This window comes from Kribbella rubisoli (assembly GCF_004217145.1).
Taxonomy (GTDB): domain Bacteria; phylum Actinomycetota; class Actinomycetes; order Propionibacteriales; family Kribbellaceae; genus Kribbella; species Kribbella rubisoli.
This window is the reverse complement of the sequence record NZ_SHKR01000013.1, coordinates 436259-453813: the sequence shown is the minus strand read 5'-3', so window position 1 is coordinate 453813 and position 17555 is coordinate 436259. Positions and strand designations below refer to the sequence as shown.

General features: G+C 68.1%; 17 protein-coding genes and 1 tRNA gene. 14 read left to right on the top strand and 4 right to left on the bottom strand.

From position 1 onward, the window contains the following. Positions 1-54 precede the first annotated feature (54 nt). The 4 genes from bagA (at position 55) to EV645_RS22305 (ending at position 7169) form a co-directional block, all read left to right on the top strand. Positions 55-1008: an ATPase BagA gene (gene bagA / locus EV645_RS22320; protein ID WP_130445905.1), complete on the top strand. Its 954-nt coding sequence runs from the start codon at positions 55-57 to the stop codon at positions 1006-1008. Between the two features lie 69 nt (positions 1009-1077). Continuing rightward, positions 1078-2199 carry an ArsA family ATPase gene (bagB, locus tag EV645_RS22315; RefSeq protein WP_130445904.1) on the top strand — a complete coding sequence of 374 codons (1122 nt, stop codon included), beginning with the start codon at positions 1078-1080 and terminating at the stop codon, positions 2197-2199. 89 nt (positions 2200-2288) lie between these two features. Continuing rightward, entirely contained in the window at positions 2289-4640 is a 2352-nt protein-coding gene (gene lon / locus EV645_RS22310) for an endopeptidase La (RefSeq protein ID WP_130445903.1), read from the top strand. Positions 4641-4832: 192 nt separating this feature from the next. Next, positions 4833-7169 (top strand): penicillin-binding protein, encoded by a 2337-nt coding sequence (locus tag EV645_RS22305; RefSeq protein ID WP_242000567.1) that lies wholly within the window; start codon positions 4833-4835, stop codon positions 7167-7169. 44 nt (positions 7170-7213) lie between these two features. Here the strand turns inward: EV645_RS22305 and EV645_RS22300 are convergent, their stop codons facing one another. Next, positions 7214-7681 (bottom strand): GatB/YqeY domain-containing protein, encoded by a 468-nt coding sequence (locus tag EV645_RS22300; protein ID WP_130445901.1) that lies wholly within the window; start codon positions 7679-7681, stop codon positions 7214-7216. 32 nt (positions 7682-7713) lie between these two features. Here EV645_RS22300 and EV645_RS22295 point away from each other — a divergent pair, with 32 nt between their 5' ends. The 10 genes from EV645_RS22295 to EV645_RS22250 all read left to right on the top strand — a co-directional run bounded on the left by EV645_RS22295 (position 7714) and on the right by EV645_RS22250 (position 15388). Further along, entirely contained in the window at positions 7714-8652 is a 939-nt protein-coding gene (locus EV645_RS22295; RefSeq protein WP_422386641.1) for a metallophosphoesterase, read from the top strand. 24 nt (positions 8653-8676) lie between these two features. Next, a tRNA-Pro gene (locus tag EV645_RS22290) sits at positions 8677-8753 on the top strand. Between the two features lie 70 nt (positions 8754-8823). Continuing rightward, on the top strand, positions 8824-10152 hold the full coding sequence (locus EV645_RS42335) for a J domain-containing protein (protein ID WP_198681783.1): 1329 nt from the start codon (positions 8824-8826) through the stop codon (positions 10150-10152). A 9-nt stretch (positions 10153-10161) separates the two neighbouring features. Beyond that, positions 10162-10782 carry a lipoyl(octanoyl) transferase LipB gene (gene lipB / locus EV645_RS22280; RefSeq protein WP_130445899.1) on the top strand — a complete coding sequence of 207 codons (621 nt, stop codon included), beginning with the start codon at positions 10162-10164 and terminating at the stop codon, positions 10780-10782. Between the two features lie 9 nt (positions 10783-10791). Further along, positions 10792-11196, top strand: a complete 405-nt coding sequence (locus EV645_RS22275; RefSeq protein WP_198681782.1) for a hypothetical protein — start codon at positions 10792-10794, stop codon at positions 11194-11196. Continuing rightward, positions 11189-11887, top strand: coding sequence for a carbohydrate-binding family 9-like protein (locus tag EV645_RS22270; RefSeq protein ID WP_130445898.1), 699 nt, complete (start codon positions 11189-11191; stop codon positions 11885-11887). The genes EV645_RS22275 and EV645_RS22270 overlap by 8 nt, the downstream gene beginning before the upstream one ends. Positions 11888-11940: 53 nt before the next feature. Beyond that, a complete protein-coding gene (locus tag EV645_RS22265; RefSeq protein WP_130445897.1) occupies positions 11941-12873 on the top strand; it encodes a hypothetical protein in 933 nt (310 codons plus the stop codon). A gap of 86 nt (positions 12874-12959) precedes the next feature. Beyond that, positions 12960-13748, top strand: coding sequence for a CoA transferase subunit A (locus EV645_RS22260; protein WP_130445896.1), 789 nt, complete (start codon positions 12960-12962; stop codon positions 13746-13748). 2 nt (positions 13749-13750) lie between these two features. Then, positions 13751-14380, top strand: coding sequence for a CoA transferase subunit B (locus tag EV645_RS22255; RefSeq protein ID WP_130445895.1), 630 nt, complete (start codon positions 13751-13753; stop codon positions 14378-14380). Positions 14381-14482: 102 nt separating this feature from the next. Next, positions 14483-15388, top strand: a complete 906-nt coding sequence (locus EV645_RS22250) for a carbohydrate kinase family protein (protein WP_242000566.1) — start codon at positions 14483-14485, stop codon at positions 15386-15388. A gap of 113 nt (positions 15389-15501) precedes the next feature. Here EV645_RS22250 and EV645_RS22245 read toward each other — a convergent pair whose 3' ends face one another. The 3 genes from EV645_RS22245 to EV645_RS22235 form a co-directional block, all read right to left on the bottom strand. Then, on the bottom strand, positions 15502-16017 hold the full coding sequence (locus EV645_RS22245) for a hypothetical protein (protein WP_130445894.1): 516 nt from the start codon (positions 16015-16017) through the stop codon (positions 15502-15504). An 82-nt stretch (positions 16018-16099) separates the two neighbouring features. Further along, on the bottom strand, positions 16100-16753 hold the full coding sequence (locus EV645_RS22240; protein ID WP_242000565.1) for an SDR family NAD(P)-dependent oxidoreductase: 654 nt from the start codon (positions 16751-16753) through the stop codon (positions 16100-16102). Positions 16754-16852: 99 nt separating this feature from the next. Then, positions 16853-17530 carry an NUDIX hydrolase gene (locus EV645_RS22235; protein WP_130445892.1) on the bottom strand — a complete coding sequence of 226 codons (678 nt, stop codon included), beginning with the start codon at positions 17528-17530 and terminating at the stop codon, positions 16853-16855. Positions 17531-17555: the final 25 nt, after the last annotated feature.

Genomic DNA, 17555 nt, shown 5'->3' with positions numbered 1-17555 from the left:
CCACCGCCCCGGTCAGGAACGATGTGTCCTGGCACACGTCCTACCCTGGGACCTATGGCGCGACTGCACGTGGTCACCGGTAAAGGGGGGACCGGGAAGACGACTGTTGCGGCCGCGATGGCTCTTTCGCTGGCCGACGAAGGTCAGCGGGTCCTGCTCTGCGAGGTCGAGGGCCGCCAAGGACTCGCCCAGCTCTTCGACGTACCTCCCCTGCCGTACGTCGAACGCCGCATCGCGCAAGGCCCCGGCGGCGGTGAGGTGTTCGCGCTGGCCGTGGACGCCGAGGCTGCGCTGCTCGAGTACCTCGACATGTACTACCACCTCGGCCGCGCCGGGAAAGCGCTGGAGAAGGTCGGCGCGATCGACTTCGTCACCACCATCGCCCCCGGACTCCGCGACGTACTGCTCACCGGCAAGGTCTACGAGGCGACCCGGCGGAAGGCGCACGGCCGGCTCGCGTACGACGCCGTGGTGCTGGACGCCCCGCCGACCGGGCGGATCGGACGCTTCCTGAACGTGAACCACGAGGTCGCCGGGCTGGCCAAGGTCGGGCCGATCCGCAACCAGGCGGACGCGATCATGGGCATGCTGCGCTCGGACGTCACCCGCGTCCACCTGGTCACGCTGCTCGAGGAGATGCCGGTCCAGGAGACACTGGACGCGGTCGAACAGCTGGAGAAGATCGATCTGCGGATCGGCTCGATCGTGGTCAACATGGTCCGCAACAGCCCGCTCGACGATGACGCGCTTGCCCTTGCGGTGAAGGAGAAACTGCCCACCGCCGAGTTGACCAGAGGCCTCAAGGCGGCCGGGATCACGATCGGCGCCGACCTGGTCGAGACGCTCGCGACCGAGGCGCACGACCACGCCATCCGGGTCGGGCTCGAACGCGAGAACCGCGACCGGATAGATGCCCTAGGCAAGAAAGTTGTCGAGCTGGAGCTGCAGCCCGAGGGTATCGACCACGGCACCCTGTTCGACCTGGCCGAGGAGTTGCGCCATGAGTGAGCGAAGCGAACTCATCAACAAGCAGAGCACGAATCCGTCGTCCGCGCCCGCAGCGAAGCGAGGACGCGGATGACGGAGCTCGATCTGGATGCGCTCATCGACGATGCGGGAACGCGGATCATCGTCACGTGCGGTGCGGGCGGGGTCGGCAAGACCACCACGGCTGCGGCGCTGGGACTACGCGCGGCGGAGCGCGGGCGGAAGGTCGTCGTACTGACGATCGACCCGGCGCGGCGGCTGGCGCAGTCGCTCGGGCTGACCGAGCTGGACAACACCCCGCGCGCGGTGGCCGGGGTGAAGGCCGCGAACGGCGGGCGGCTGGACGCGATGATGCTCGACATGAAGCGGACGTTCGACGACGTCGTACTGCAGCACGCGACGCCGGACAAGGCCGAGCAGATCCTCGCGAATCCCTTCTACCAGGCGCTTTCCTCGTCGTTCGCGGGCACGCAGGAGTACATGGCGATGGAGAAGCTGGGCCAGCTGCACAAGCAGGCCGAGCAGAACGGCGACTGGGATCTGATCATCGTCGACACCCCGCCGTCGCGGTCCGCGCTGGACTTCCTGGACGCTCCCGAGCGGCTGGCTTCGTTGCTCGAGGGGCGCTTCCTCCGGTTGCTGCTGGCGCCGGCGCGCGGGCCGTTCAAGCTGATGTCGGCCGGGGTGAGCATGGCGATGTCGGTGCTCAACAAGGTCCTCGGCGCGCAGGTGCTGACCGACGTACAAACGTTTGTCGCTGCGTTCGACACGTTGTTCGGCGGGTTCCGGCAGCGGGCCGAGCAGACGGTCGCGTTGCTGCGGGAGCCGCACACCTCGTTCCTCGTGGTGGCCGCCCCGCAGAACGACGCGTTGCGCGAGGCGTCGTACTTCGCCGAGCGGTTGCGCGCCGAGGGAATGCCGCTGGCCGGCGTCGTGCTGAACCGGGTGACGAACTCGCAGGCCACGGAATTGTCGGCGGAGCGGTCACTAGCTGCAGCCGAGAAGCTCGAGGAAGCGGACAAGTCGCCGTTGACGGCCGCAGTACTGCGGTTGCACGCGGACAAGATGCAACAGGTCGTGGGCGACCACCGCCGCGCCGACCGCTTCCGCCGCGGCCACCGCGCCATCCGGACCGTCGAGGTGCCCGCCCTGGCAGACGACGTACACGACCTGACCGGTCTACGCCAGATCGGCGACCTGCTGACTGCGTGACCCGTTTCACCCTCAGCGAACGTCGGGAATTACCTGCTTACACCTGTGGTTGAGCCTGTCAGACTCAACTTGGAAAAGGGTGTGACAGCGTGACCGATACGTTGAATCTTCCGGTACTGCCGCTGGACGACGTCGTGGTCCTGCCGGGAATGGTCGTGCCGGTCCGACTCGCCGACAGCGAGGCCCGGGCGGCCATCGACGCCGCGCAGGCCGCGGGTCAGGACCAGGTGCTCCTGGTGCCGCGGCTGGACGGTAAATATGCCAAGGCCGGAACGCTCGGTGAGATCGAGCAGATCGGCCGGCTGCCGGGCGGTGCCCAGGCGGCCGTGATCCGCGGGACCCAGCGGGTCCGCATCGGCGCCGGGACGACCGGACCGGGTGCGGCGCTCTGGGTGGGCGCGACGGTGATGCACGAGATCACCGACGACCGCTCCGTCGAGCTGGCCCGAGAGTACAAGACTCTGACGACCTCCGTGCTGCAGCGTCGCGGCGCGTACCAGGTCATCGACTCCATCAAGCAGGTTGACGACCCCTCCGAGCTGTCAGACCTGGCCGGCTACGCGTCGTACCTCAACAACGAGCAGAAGTCCTGGCTGGTCGAGAACGCGAACGTGTCCGAGCGGCTGGAGAAGCTGATCGGCTGGGTGAAGGACCACCTCGCCGAGCTCGAGGTCTCCGAGACGATCCAGAAGGACGTCCAGGAGGGTATGGAGAAGCAGCAGCGGGAGTTCCTGCTGCGCCAGCAGATGGCCGCGATCCGCAAGGAACTGGCCGAGCTGGACGGTAAGGCCGAGTCCGAGGAAGAGGACTACCGGGCCCGCGTCGAGGCCGCCGACCTGCCGGAGCACGTCCGCAAGGCCGCGCTCTCCGAGGTTGACAAGCTCGAGCGGACCGCCGAGCAGTCTCCCGAGGTCGGCTGGATCCGGACCTGGCTGGACACGGTTCTGGAGCTGCCGTGGAACGAGCGGACCGAGGACAGCTACGACATCCGCGAGGCGCGGGCCGTGCTGGACGCGGACCACGCCGGTCTGGATGACGTGAAGCAGCGCATCACCGAGTACCTGGCCGTACGGCGTCGCCGCGCGGACCGTGGTCTCGGAGTGGTCGGCGGACGCCGCAGTGGCGCCGTACTGGCCCTGGTCGGTCCTCCTGGTGTGGGTAAGACCTCGCTGGGTGAGTCCGTCGCGCGTGCGATGGGACGGAAGTTCGTCCGGGTCGCTCTGGGTGGTGTGCGGGACGAGGCCGAGATCCGCGGTCACCGGCGTACGTACGTCGGTGCGCTGCCGGGCCGGATCGTCCGGGCCATCACCGAGGCGGGTTCGATGAACCCCGTCGTGCTGCTGGACGAGATCGACAAGGTGGGTGCGGACTACCGGGGTGACCCGACCGCGGCCCTGCTGGAGGTCCTGGACCCGGCGCAGAACCACACCTTCCGGGACCACTACCTGGAGGTCGAGCTGGACCTGTCCGACGTGGTCTTCCTGGCCACGGCGAACGTGCTGGACTCCATCCCGGCGCCGCTGCTGGACCGGATGGAACTGGTGCAGCTGGACGGGTACACCGAGGACGAGAAGGTCATCATCGCCCGTGACCACCTGCTCCCGCGTCAGCTGGAGCGGGCGGGCCTGACGGCGGACGAGGTGTCCATCGAGGACTCGGCCCTGCGGGTGCTCGCGGGTGAGTACACCCGGGAGGCCGGCGTACGGCAGCTGGAGCGGTCGATCTCCCGCGTACTGCGGAAGGTGACGGCGAAGCTGGCCCTGGGCGAGGAGCTCGGCGCGCTGACCATCGGCGGCGACAACCTGAAGGAGTACCTGGGTTCGCCGAAGTTCACTCCGGAGTCGGCCGAGCGTACGGCGCTTCCGGGTGTGGCGACCGGACTGGCAGTAACCGGTGCGGGTGGTGACGTGCTCTTCATCGAGGCGTCGCTGGCCGACAAGGAGACCGGCCCGACCGGAGTCACGCTGACCGGACAGCTCGGTGACGTGATGAAGGAGTCGGCGCAGATCGCCCTGTCGTACCTGCGCTCGCACGGTGCGGAGCTGGGGCTGCCGGTAAGCGACCTGGCCGAGCGCAACACTCACATCCACGTGCCGGCCGGTGCTGTCCCGAAGGACGGACCGTCGGCGGGTGTGACGATGACGACGGCGCTGGCGTCGCTGCTGTCCGGACGGCCGGTCCGTTCGGAGGTCGCGATGACCGGTGAGGTGTCGCTGACCGGACGGGTGCTCCCGATCGGTGGGGTGAAGCAGAAGCTGCTCGCCGCCCACCGGGCCGGGCTGACCACGATCCTGATCCCGAAGCGGAACGAGCCGGACCTGGAGGACGTGCCTGCGTCCGTGCTCGGCGAGCTGACCGTTCACCCGGTGAGCGACGTCCGCGAGGTGCTGGAGCTGGCCCTGGAGCCGGCCGAGGTACAGGCGCACCAGTACGCCGCATAACGAAGTACAGAATGGGGGCCCGAGCGCGATGCTCGGGCCCTCATTCTTTTGGATGAACTTTGTCCAGCCAGTGTGACTGAAGTCATACGCGCAGCGGTAACCCAATCAGCGCATCCCGTAGTCTCTATAACCATGCGCGCTAGGGAAAAGGGTGACCGGGGAGTCGCCCAATCTGTGGTTCTGTTCCTTGGGGTGAGCGTGCTTTCGGGGGCTTTGGCTGCCGGTCTCGCCATCCCGTTCGCCGGCCTCGCCGGGTTCACCACAGAGAAGACATCCACCACTCTGCAAGACCTGCCGCAGCAGTTCGACGAGGTGCCGCTCAAGCAGAAGAGCGTCATCCTGGCGGCGGACGGTTCGGTCATCGCCACACTGGCCGAGCAGAACCGGACGCCGGTGAAGCTGGCCCAGGTCGCGCCGATCATGCAGAAGGCGATCGTCGCGATCGAGGACGACCGGTTCTACGAGCACGGCGCGCTGGACCTCAAGGGCACGCTGCGCGCGCTGCTGCAGAACCAGTCCGCCGGTTCCGTGCAGCAGGGTGGTTCGAGCATCACCCAGCAGTACGTGAAGATCAGCCTGGTCGAGAAGGCGAAAACGCCCGAGGAGGTCGCGGCCGCGACCGCCGACAACTACCAGCGCAAGGTCGCCGAGCTGCGGTACGCGATCGCGGTCGAGAAGCAGTACTCCAAGCAGGAGATCCTGGAGAAGTACCTCAACCTCGCCAACTTCGGCGACGGCGCGTGGGGTATCCAGGCCGCGGCCCAGCACTACTTCTCGGTGAACGCTTCCCAGCTGACGCTGCCGCAAGCCGCGATGCTGGCCGGCCTGGTGAAGAACCCGACCGGCTACGACCCGACCAACAACGCCAAGCGCGCCAAGGACCGCCGTGACGTGGTCATCAAGCGGATGCTCGAGCTGCACGTCATCTCGGTCTCCCAGGCCAACTCGGCGCTGAAGACGCCGGTCATCGACCCGAACAAGGTCCGCTCGAACAAGCTCGGCTGCGGCAACGGGCCGTACCCGTTCTACTGCGAGTACGTCGTCTCCGAGCTCGAGAACAACGCGGCGTTCGGCAAGACGAAGACCGACCGCGCGAACTACCTGAAGACCGCCGGCCTGACGATCCGGACGTCGCTCGACCCGAAGATCCAGGCCGACGCACAGCGCTCGATCGACACCCACTCCAAGCCGACCGACCAGGCGATCGCGGCGATCACGATCGTCGAGCCGGGCACCGGCCTGGTGAAGGCGATGGCGCAGAGCCGCAAGTACGGCAGCAAGCGCGGGCAGACGGCGTACAACTACAACGCCCCGAAGACGTATCCGGGCGGGTACGGCGGCTTCCAGAACGGCTCGACGATGAAGGCCTTCACGATCGCGGCAGCGATCCAGAAGGGGATTCCGCTCACCTACAAGATCAACTCACCGAGCCCGCTGCCGCTGGGCGGCACGAAGTTCAGCACCTGCAACGGCACAGTGAAGACTCCCGACGACTACTCGCCGAAGAACTCCACGCAGAACGTCGCGGATCCGACCATGATCCAGGCAGCGCAGAAGTCGACCAACACGTACTTCCTGCAGCTCTCGCAGCGGACCGGCCTGTGCCCGATCGCCAAGATCGCGGCCTCCCTGGGCATGTACAACGCCCAGTCGCTCGGGCCGCTGGAGCAGGTCCCGTCCATGACGCTGGGAGTCGATCTGGTGACCCCGCTGCAGTTGGCCGGTGCGTACGCCGCCTTCGCCGCGCGCGGCATGTACTGCAACCCGTGGGTGGTCACGTCGGTCAAGGACTCGGCCGGCAAGCCGGTCAGCACGCGCGGCGCGGACTGCAAGCAGGCTCTGGCGCCTGAGGTCGCCGACGGCGTCAACGCGGTCCTGCACCAGGTCATGGAGCCGAACGGCACCGGTGGCAAGCTCAAGTTCGGCAAGAGCGACCTGGCCGGTAAGACCGGAACCATCAACGACGCCAAGGCCGTTTGGTACGCCGGCTACTCGACGAAGCTGGCCGCAGCTGCCACAGTGGCTGACGCCTCACTGCCGTACTCGCCGCTTCAGGGCCAGACGCTCAACGGCGAAGGCATCCACGACCCCACAGGTTCCGGCACGGCCGGTCCGATCTGGGAGGCCGCGATGAAGGCCGCCCTGCAGGGTTACCCGACCACGCACTTCGTCGCGCCGTCCGACAAGATCCAGCGCGGCGACGTGAAGAGCCTCCCGTTCGTCAATGGCATGAACCCCGACGACGCCGCGAACAAGCTCCGCCAGGCCGGCTTCGACGTAGCGATCGCCAGCGGCACAGTCAACTCCGACGAGACCGCCGGCACCGTCGCCTACACCGACCCCCGCCAACGCGACGGCGCCCCCGACGGCTCCTTGGTCACGATCTACGTCTCCAACGGCAACAACAAGAACCAGCCGAACAAACCCCAGAACACCACCAAACCCCCGGGCGGCCCCACCACCATCAACCCCAACTGCCCACCCTGGAACCCCAAATACCCCAACTGCGGCGGCCGCGGCCACGGCTAGACGACAAAGGGCCTCGTCCAACCGGACGAGGCCCTTTGTCTTGTTCAGGCGCCGAGTTGGCGTTTTACTTCGGCTGAGACGACGGAGCCGTCGGCCTTGCCTTTGACCTTGGGTTGGAGGGCGCCCATGACCTTGCCGATGCCGCGGGGGCCCAGGTCGGCGGCGCCTGTGGAAGTGATGGCTTCGGTGACGAGGGTTTTGATTTCGTCCTCGGTGAGTTGTTCGGGGAGGTACTCGGCGAGGATGTCCGCCTCGGCCTGTTCCTTGTCGGCGAGTTCGGCGCGGCCGGCGTCTCGGTAGGCGATGACGGACTCGCGGCGCTTCTTCGCCTCGGAGCTGAGGACGTCGACGACCTCGGTGTCGCTGAGCTCGCGGGCCTCCTTGCCGGCCACCTCCGCCTTGGTGATCGCGGTGAGCGCCATCCGCAGGGTCGACTTGCGGATATCGTCGCGTGCCTTCAAGGCCGCGGTCATGTCGTCGTGCAGGCGCTGCTTCATTCCGGAGTTGGACATGACCACGATTGTGGCAGGCTGGAGGAATGAGCTTGCGCGGGATCGCCAGTACCACCCTGAAGACCACGGCCGTCGTGGGCGCCGTGGGCGCTGCCTGCGTCGCGTACGCGGCCGCGATCGAGGTGCGCTGGTTCACACTGCGCAGAGTCACGGTGCCGGTGCTGCCCGCGGGGAGCGACCCGTTGAGGGTGCTGCACCTGTCCGACCTGCACCTGTGGCCGACGCAGGAGAAGAAGATCCGCTGGGTCAACGAGCTGGCCGCGCTCGAGCCCGACCTGATCGTCAACACCGGCGACAACCTCTCGCACGAGGATTCGGTCCGCCCGCTGCTGCGTGCGTACGGCGATCTGCTCGACCTGCCAGGTGTCTTCGTGTTCGGCTCCAACGACTACTGGAAGCCGCACTTCAAGAACCCGGGCAAGTACTTGCTGCCGGCCCACAAGCAGCGCCACAAGCCGCACGGCCCCGACCTGCCGTACGAGGAGATGCGCCGCGCGTTCACCGGCGCCGGCTGGACCGACCTGAACAACGCCAAGGCGACCCTCAAGGTCAACGGCCTGCGCCTGGACTTCGCGGGCACCGACGACCCGCACATCAGGCGCGACAGGTACGACGCGGTCGCGGGCGAGATCGACCCGACGGCCGACGTCTCCGTCGGAGTGACGCACGCGCCGTACCAGCGGATCCTGAACGGGTTCGTCGGCGACGGGTATCCCCTGGTCCTGGCCGGTCACACGCACGGCGGCCAGCTGGCAGTGCCGCTGTACGGCGCGCTGGTGACCAACTGCGACCTCGACACGTCCCGGGTGAAGGGCCTGTCCACCTGGGGGTACGACGGCCGCCAGGCGGCCCTGCACGTGTCGGCCGGCCTCGGTACTTCGCCGTACGCGCCGGTGCGATTCGCGTGCCGGCCGGAGGCGACGCTGCTCACCCTCGTCCCACGGATTAACCCGATTTCGTTCGGACGCTGAGCACATGTAAGCTACTCGCGACTTCGGGCTGTGGCGCAGCTTGGTAGCGCGCTTCGTTCGGGACGAAGAGGTCGCAGGTTCAAATCCTGTCAGCCCGACCAACACTCAGGGCCAGTCACTTAGGTGGCTGGCCCTGAGTGCGCTTCAGGGGTGTTCTGGAGGTGCGCTGGGGTGTCTGACCACTACGAGGTGCTGAACGTCGAGCGAACCGCCACGACGGCGGAGATCAAGTCGGCGTACCGGCGCCTGGTTCGTCAGGTCCACCCGGACCAGGGCGGCAACGCTGCGCTGTTCCGGCTCGTGCAGGAGGCGTGGACGACGCTGGGCGATCCGGCCAAGCGCGCCGCGTACGACCGCACCCTCGACGCCCGGACCAGCGCCCCGACGTACGAGAAGCCCACGTACGAGGAGCCGACCTTCACCCGTCAGCCCGACCCGGAGCCCGAGCCGCGGCCCACGCCCGAGCCGGATCCGTTCACCTGGACCCAGACCCAGACCCAGACCTCGGCCCAGGCCTCGCAGCCGGTGCCGGAGCCGCTGTCCGGCGGTATCGACGTCGTCCCGGCGTTCGGACGCTGGCGACTTCCGGCGCTGCTGTTGCTGGCTGTCCTGACTGTGCTGGACATCGCGATCATCGCCATCGGCGGTCTCGACGGCGTGTCCGACATCATCTTCGCCGTCGGCACGGTCGCGATGATCGTGGTGGCCATGCCGCCACACTGGAGCAGGCGGATTCCGTTGCACCGACTGCTCAAGGCGTTCGGCATCGTGACCGCCCTGCTGTACTTCCTGGTGCCGTTCCCCTTCTCGAAGAGCGGCGCGACCGCGCTCCAGCGGGTCGTGATCATCGCCCTGCTCATCGGCCTGGTGCTCACCCGCGTCCTCACCGGACGCTGGTCGAAGGTGCACAAGCTGGACCGGACCATCGACGCCACAGCGGCGTACGACTTCAACCTGTGGGGCCGTCCGGGCGAGCCGCTGGTCGACGACGGACGTACGGCCTGGATCGCGCCGGCCGACGTACTGCGGCACCGGCGGACCGCCCGGCTCCTGGACGCGGTCGTCAGCGCGCTCCCCGCCTCGAAGCTGGTGCACGGCGCGCGGATCGGCGACATGGCGGTCAGCCACCTCCTTCTCAACGGCCACCGAGTCGCCCTGATCTCATCGGTCGTCGGACCGCCTGGGCACTATGCGCTGGACGTGTATGGCGCACTGCAGCTGAACGGCGTACCCCTGGACAGCCCCGTCTCAGGTCTGGACGCCGCCGTCGCCGCATGGCGGAAGCGGCTCGACCCGGTCGAGGTCCGCGGCTTCTTGATCGTCCACCCGCCCGTCGACGGCCAGGGCGGCATCACCGCCGCGCTGGGATCCGAGGCCGCCATCACCTGCCTGCCCGCGCAGACCGCGGCCAGCCAGCTCCAGGCGTGGCTGCAGCCGGAGGGCCTCCTGCTCGACCGCCTGACGCTGTACGACATCTTGCACCGCGCGCCGTATGCCTAGGCTGAAAGCATGCAGCGAGTTGAGCTGGGTGAGGTGGAGTACGACGTCGCCGCGAAGGACATGCGCGGCTGGGTCGAGGAGCGGATCGAGGGCAAGGCCGAGGACCGCCTGTTCCTGCTGAGCCATCCGCCGGTGATCACGTACGGGCCGCGGACGTCCCCGGACGATCTGCCCGCCGGTACGCCGGCCATCGCGGTGGATCGCGGCGGCTTCGCGACGTACCACGGACCGGGCCAGCTGGTCGGGTACCTGGTCATCGACCTGAAGCAGCGCGGCCCGGTCGACATCGTCCGCTGGGTCGAGAACGGGCTGATCGACGCGCTCGGCTCGCTCGGCTTCCCGCTGGTACGCCGGGACACGCCGAAGGGCGCGAGCAGCCTGGTCGGGGTGTGGACCGAGGACGGCCGGAAGCTGTGCTCGATCGGGATGCGGATCCGCCGCGGCGTGACCAGTCACGGCTTCTCGGTCAACGTCGCCCCCGACCTGACCGTGTTTCACACGTTCACAAGCTGCGGGCTGCACGACGTCACGATGACCTCGCTGGCCGAGCTCGCGGCCGAACGCGGCGTACCCACGCCGACCGACGCGGCGGTGCGGGACGCGATCGCGAACTCCCTGGGAGCCCGATAGCCTTCGGGAATGAGTCAGGGACGGTACGACGCCCCGCCGCTGCCGCCGGCGCTGATCCTGGCCGTTGTCGGCCTGCTGAGCGGGTTCGCGACGATCGCCTTCATCTGGCTGAGTGAGCGCAGCTGCGACCGGTTCCGCGACACCACGAACTGCGGCGCCCTCGGGCTCCCACTGCTGGTGGTCATCGTGGCCGTCACGATGGTGCTCGGCGGCCTCGCCCTCAGCCGGCTGGCGATGCCGCACCCGCGACTGGTCCCGTTCCTCGGGGTCGCGTTCATGGTGGCGCTCGTCGTCGCGTTCCTGACCGGTCACCTGGACTCGCCGTGGATCATCGCCGTCGTGCCGGCGCTGACCGCGATCACCTTCCTGCTCGCCAATCTCATCGCCGGACTGCTGGAGCGTGCCGATGCCTGACCTGCCCGTCTACGAGTGCCCGCGGACCGCGTCCGCGCCGAATCTCGACGGCACCCTCACCGATCCCGCCTGGGAGGCCGCGCCCTGGACCACCGACTTCGTCCCGATCCACGACGGCCCCGCGCCCCGGTTCCGGACCCGGGCGAAGCTGATGTACGACGATCGGTACCTGTACGTCGGCGGCCTGCTCGAGGAGCCGCACCTGTGGTCCACGATGACCGAGAAGAACAGCCAGCTCTTCCACGAGAACAACTTCGAGCTGTTCCTGGACCCGGACGGCGACGGGCTGAACTACTACGAGTTCGAGATCAACCCGCTCGGCACGATCTGGGAGCTGACGCTGCCCAAGCCGTACGTCGACGGCGGCCTGCCGATCGACCCGACGAACCTGCCCGGTCTGCGGACCGCGATCCACCTCGACGGCACGGTCAACGACCCGTCCGACACGGACACCGCGTGGTCCGTCGAGCTCGCCGTACCGTGGGCCGACCTGGCGGCGTACAACGAGGGTCGGGCGACCCCGCCGAAACCGGGTGACGAGTGGCGGATGAACCTGATGCGGTGCGAGTGGCCGCACGAGGTCGTCGACGGTGCGTACGTGAAGGGTGAGCAGATCGAGTTCTGGGTCTGGTCTCCGCAGGGCATCGAGGACATGCACCGCCCGGACCGCTGGGGCGTGCTCAGATTCTGACCCGCGTGACCCCTGTGACATGGCGTTAACAGGGCCGCGCAACAATGAGGTACGTGAACTTGGGGGGCTCCGGAGGACCGAACAATCTGGAGGCGGACCAGGTCGTCAGCGCGATCGAGCGCGCGTGTGAGAGCGACCTGCGGACCGCCCTCCGGCTCGTTGCGCGTTACTCGGCGTATTGGTGGTCCAACGGGCTTCAGGACGAGGCAGCGGCTGCGGCTGAGCGGGTCCTGAGCATGCTCGGCCGGACCGTCCCGGTCGGGCTGGACGAGGAGTACCTGCTCGCCGTCATCCACGGCGCCGGGTCGGCGGAGCAGGAGCAGCTGGAGCGCGCCCAGCAGATCGTCCTGACGACCACCGGCCCCTTCCAGTACTCCGTGACCGTCCTGCTCTGGTCACTGGTCTTCGGACCGTTCGAACCGGCAGGTGTGGTCGAGGAGGTGCTGGAGCGCAACGAGGCCGGCGACGCGTGGACCCGGGCCGCTGTGGAGCTCTGCCGGGGCTATCCGGGCCTGACTGCCGCTGCACCGGCCGATGCCGCCCAAGCCTTGCGTACGGCGCTGGGCCGCTTCCGGATGCTCGAGGACCGCTGGGGCATGTTCCTGGCGCTGTGCTCGCTCCGCCAGGTCGTCGACGAGCCGCTGGACATCACCACGGAGGCGCTGGAGCTCGCGGAGCAGCTGTGCCTCGCTGAGGAGACCGCGCTGCTGCTGTGTGAGCGGGCAGACCTCTACCGGCGGCTGGGCAAGCTGGAGGACGCACACGCGGACTACAGCCGCGCACTGTCCATCGGCGAGCACGCAGACCTCGCAGAAACCGTCGCGGCCGCCAGGCTGGGTCTGGCACGCACCGCGCGGCACTCCGGCAACGCTCCGGCCGCTCGTACCCACCTCTCGGCGGTCCTGACGCTCCCCAACCTCGAGGACGCTCATTTCGAGGCCCTGCATGAGCTCCGCGTGCTGAACGCGTCCGAGGCCTCCGCCTAGGTGTGGTGCCAGCCACATCGCGGCCGGCGGTGCTGCTGGTTAGAGTCGGGAGCGAATCGGCACCGACGACTGCAACGGAGCAGCTGATGGACAAGACGTACGGGTCGCCGCAGGAAGCGGTGGCGGACATCGGGGACGGGGCGAGCCTCGCGGTCGGGGGCTTCGGGTTGTGCGGCAACCCGATGCAGCTGATCAGCGCGCTGCACGACAAGGGGGTGAGCGGGCTCAGCGTGGTGTCGAACAACTGCGGCGTCGACGACTGGGGCCTGGGCATCCTGCTCGCCGACAAGCGCATCGCCAAGATGACCTCGTCGTACGTCGGGGAGAACAAGGAGTTCGCCCGCCAGTTCCTGACCGGGGAGCTGGAGGTCGAGCTGACGCCGCAGGGCACGCTGGCCGAGAAGCTGCGCGCCGGCGGTTGCGGGATCGCGGCGTTCTACACGCTCGCCGGTGTCGGCACGCAGGTCGCAGAGGGCGGGCTGCCGCAGAAGTACAACGCGGACGGCTCGGTCGCGAAGGCCTCGGAGGCGAAGGAGACGCGGGAGATCAACGGCACGACGTACGTGCTGGAGGACTCGATCACCACGGACTTCGGCCTGGTGCACGCGCTGAAGGGCGACACCCACGGCAACCTGGTCTTCGACCGCAGCGCGCGGAACTTCAACCCGCTGGCCGCGATGGCCGGCCGGGTGACGATCGCGCAGGTCGAGGAGCTGGTCCAGCCTGGTGAGCTGGACCCGGACTCGATCCACCTGCCCGGGGTCTACGTCCAGCGCGTTGTTGCCGTTGGCAAGGATATTGAAAAGCGGATCGAGAAGCTGACCGTACAGAAACCTTCTCCCACCCCACCGCCCCAGTCACAGAAGGAGGCCTGAGCATGCCACTCACCCGTGAGCAGATGGCGGCGCGGGCTGCCGCGGAGCTGGACGACGGCTCGTACGTGAACCTCGGCATCGGCCTGCCGACGCTGGTCCCGAACTACATCCCGGACGGCGTCACCGTCGTACTGCAGTCCGAGAACGGCATCCTCGGCGTCGGGCCGTACCCGGTCGCGGGCGAGGAGGACCCGGATCTGATCAACGCCGGCAAGGAGACCGTCACCACGCTGCCCGGCGCGTCGTTCTTCGACTCGTCGTTGTCGTTCGGGATGATCCGCGGCGGGGCGATCGACGCGGCCATCCTCGGCGCGATGCAGGTCTCGGCCAAGGGCGACCTGTCGAACTGGATGATCCCCGGCAAGATGGTCAAGGGCATGGGCGGCGCGATGGACCTCGTGCACGGCGCCAAGCGTGTGATCGTGCTGATGGAGCATGTCGCCAAGGACGGTTCGCACAAGATCCTCGAGGAGTGCGACCTGCCGTACACGGGCCGCGGCGTCGTCAACCGGATCATCACGGACCTCGCCGTACTCGACGTCACCGACGACGGCCTGCAGCTGGTCGAGCTCGCCGACGGCGTCACCTTTGACGAACTCCAGGAGAAGACCGGCGCCCCGATCAAGCAATAACGCAGTCTCCGGCAGCGATTGAGCACGGACTGACTGTGCGCGGGAGGCCAACTATGCGTTCAGCTTGCGGAAGACACCTGTAATACCTGGCGAAAGTCGGGTATGACGGGACCCGTGGAGTTGGACGTGCTGGTAATTGGTGGAGTGGGGATCGACACGATCGTGCGGGTGCCGAGCCTGCCGTTGGCTGATGCCGACTCGATCGCGGTCGATCCGATCGAGTCGTACCTGGCGCACACCGGGCACGGTGTCGCGCTCGGCTGCCACCTGCTCGGCTTGAACGCCGGTCTGGTGGACGTGATCGGCGACGACCCCGAGGGCGCGCGCATCCGCCGTACGTACCAGGAGCTGGGCCTCCCGCTGCGCGTCGCCCTGCACCCGAGCGGCACCCGTCGATCGGTCAACCTGGTCAGCCCGGACGGTCGCCGGCTCTCGATGTACGACGGACGTCACCCGGCCGGCCTGCGCGTCGACCCGGGCCTGTGGCGACCGATGATGCGCCAGGCGCAGCACGTCCACGTCTCGATCATGGACTTCGCTCGCGACGCCCTCGGGGACGCGATCGCCGCCGACCGCTCGATCTCCACGGACCTGCACGACTGGGACGGCCGCAACGACCACCACAAGGACTTCGCGACGGCCTCGGACATCGTCTTCGTCTCGACCAACTCGCTCCCGTCCGACGGCGTCGAGTGGATCCTCGCGAACGGCCGCGCCGAGGTCGTCGTCGCGATGGCCGGCGCCGACGGCAGCTACCTCCACGTCCGCGGCGAAGACGTCCGCCACTTCCCCGCCATCGCCTTCCCCGACCGCCCCGTCATCGACACCAACGGCGCCGGCGACGCCTACGTAGCCGCCTTCCTGGCCCGCTACCTCGACGGCGCCCCCTGGCCCGACGCCGCCCGCGCAGGCACCATCGCCGGCGCCTGGGCCTGCGGCTCCCCCGGCACCCACACCAACCTCATCACCGCCGAAGACCTAGCCGTTCGCAGCCGAAAGCACGGATGAAGAATCGTGTGAAGGTGTGAGGAAATGTATAGTGATGACTAGCTCAGGGCAGTAGCCCTCGGGAAGTGAACCCGGCAGTCATCCGGACGGTTGGCGAGCCGGGTTTCGCGCGTCTAGACCCGGATCACGGTCGAGTACGCCGCGACGCTGTCGCGCCACTCCCCGCCCTTCACCCAGGACCAAGCCACAGCATCGGGTGTCCACAACATCGGATCCGCATGGGCCGCAAGCAGCTCGTACTGCAGGCTGTCGGAGCATTCGTGCCGCCGTGCAGCATGGAACAGCACTTGCTTGTCCACGGTCACGGTGGACTCGTCGCGCTCGACTACCAGCCGCTCGGCCGAGGCCGAGATGTCCTGCACCAAAGCCGCCAGGCACGCCCGACGAGCAGAGACGTCGTTCTTGTCCGCTTGATAGAGGCGGGCGACGAGACCGAACTCGGCGATGACCGCGAGGATCTTCCGCCGCCTCGCCGGCGACTCTTTGGTGAAGTGAATCCGTCGCTCACGGGGCATCAGGAGGCCGGCCATCGCTCGACGGTGTTCATTGACCTCCGCTGCCGGACATATGGTCGCCGCCATTAGAAGACCATTGGTCTTGCTCTCGTCGACGAACACGTGCTCGGGCATGCGATGAACTCTAAGTGGCTGCTCCGACAGCACAAAGTCACCAACGACAGAGGCACTGCCACCTCCGAAGGTCAGCCATGGATCACTGCCGAAGAGCTAGCTGTTCGAAGTGGAAGGCTCGGATGAAGCAGTCGCGGGGTTGGCTGACGGCGAAGAGGATGCAGTCGATTACCGATTGGGCCGTGAGGGTTGAGTCGGCGTCGCGTGAGCCGTCTTGGGCGAAGTCCGGGGGGAAGAGGGAGATTACGCGGATTCCTTCCGGGCGTAGGCGGGCGGAGAGGATTTCGGCGTACCCCGCCTGGGCGTGCTTTGCGGCGTAGAAGGCTGGGTGGGCGTCGGAGCGGTGGTGGCCTACTTCGCCGGCGGCGGAGATGAGGTTGACGATGTCGGGGCGGTCGGAGGCACGGAGGAGCGGGAGTAGGCGTTCGGTGAGTAGGACGGTGCCGGTCGCGGTGCCGGCGATCGTGTCGGTGATGTCTTCCGGGGTCGCCTCAGGACCGAGGTAGCGGGCGCCGCTGTTCACGAGGATGTCGAGGCGGTCGACGGGGAGCTGGTCGATCGACGTCGGGTCGGCCAGGTCGAGTACGGCGGCAGTCGCCGTACCGCCTGCTGCGCGGATGAGCGCGACCGTCTCCTCGGCGGCGGACTGCGTACGGGCGGTAGCAAGCACCTGAGCCCCACGAGCAGCAAACGCGAGCGCAAGCCTGCGCCCGGTGTCCCGCCCAGCTCCGGTCACAAGAACATGTCGTCCGGCAAGGTTCATACGCCCAGCCAAACACCTCAACCGAACCTGAACTCAACCCCAACCTGAGCCCACCCGTCGGTGGAGTGAGGGTCAGGCTCGGGTCATGGGTGGGTGGAGAGTTGTCGCGGTGCCGCGGTGGAAGAGTTGGGCGGGGCGGCCGCCGTCGCGGGTCGTCGTGCCGCCGGCGGGTACGACGAAGTCGGCCGTCTTGGTGACCTTGCGGTGGAAGTTGCGCGGGTCGAGCGGCGTACCCCAGACCGCCTCATAGACCCCGCGCAGCTCGGAGATCGTGAATTCCGGCGGGCAGAACGCCGTCGCGAGCGGCGAGTACTCGAGCTTGGCGCGGGCCCGCTCGACCCCGTCCGCCAGGATCCGGTGATGGTCGAATGCCAGCCGCCCGGCATCGACCTCGGCGACCTCGACCCAGTGCGCCGACGCCGCATCCGATCCGGCGACCGGCGCGGGCAGGTCCGGGACCAGCGCCAGGTACGCCACGCTGACCACCCGTCCGCGTGGGTCGCGATCGGGAGCGCCGTACGTCGCGACCTGCTCGAGGTGGATCCGCTCCGAGGACAGCCCGGTCTCCTCCGCGAGCTCGCGGCGTGCGGTCGTCTCCAGGTCCTCGTCCGGCCGGACGAACCCGCCGGGCAGCGCCCAGCGACCCTGGTACGGCGCGATGCCGCGGCGGATCAGCAGCACCTGGAGGCGGCCGTCGCGCACGGTCAGGATGACCAGGTCGGCGGCCAGGCCGAGCGGCTCGAAGTCCATGGAACCCACTCTAATCGTCACCTTG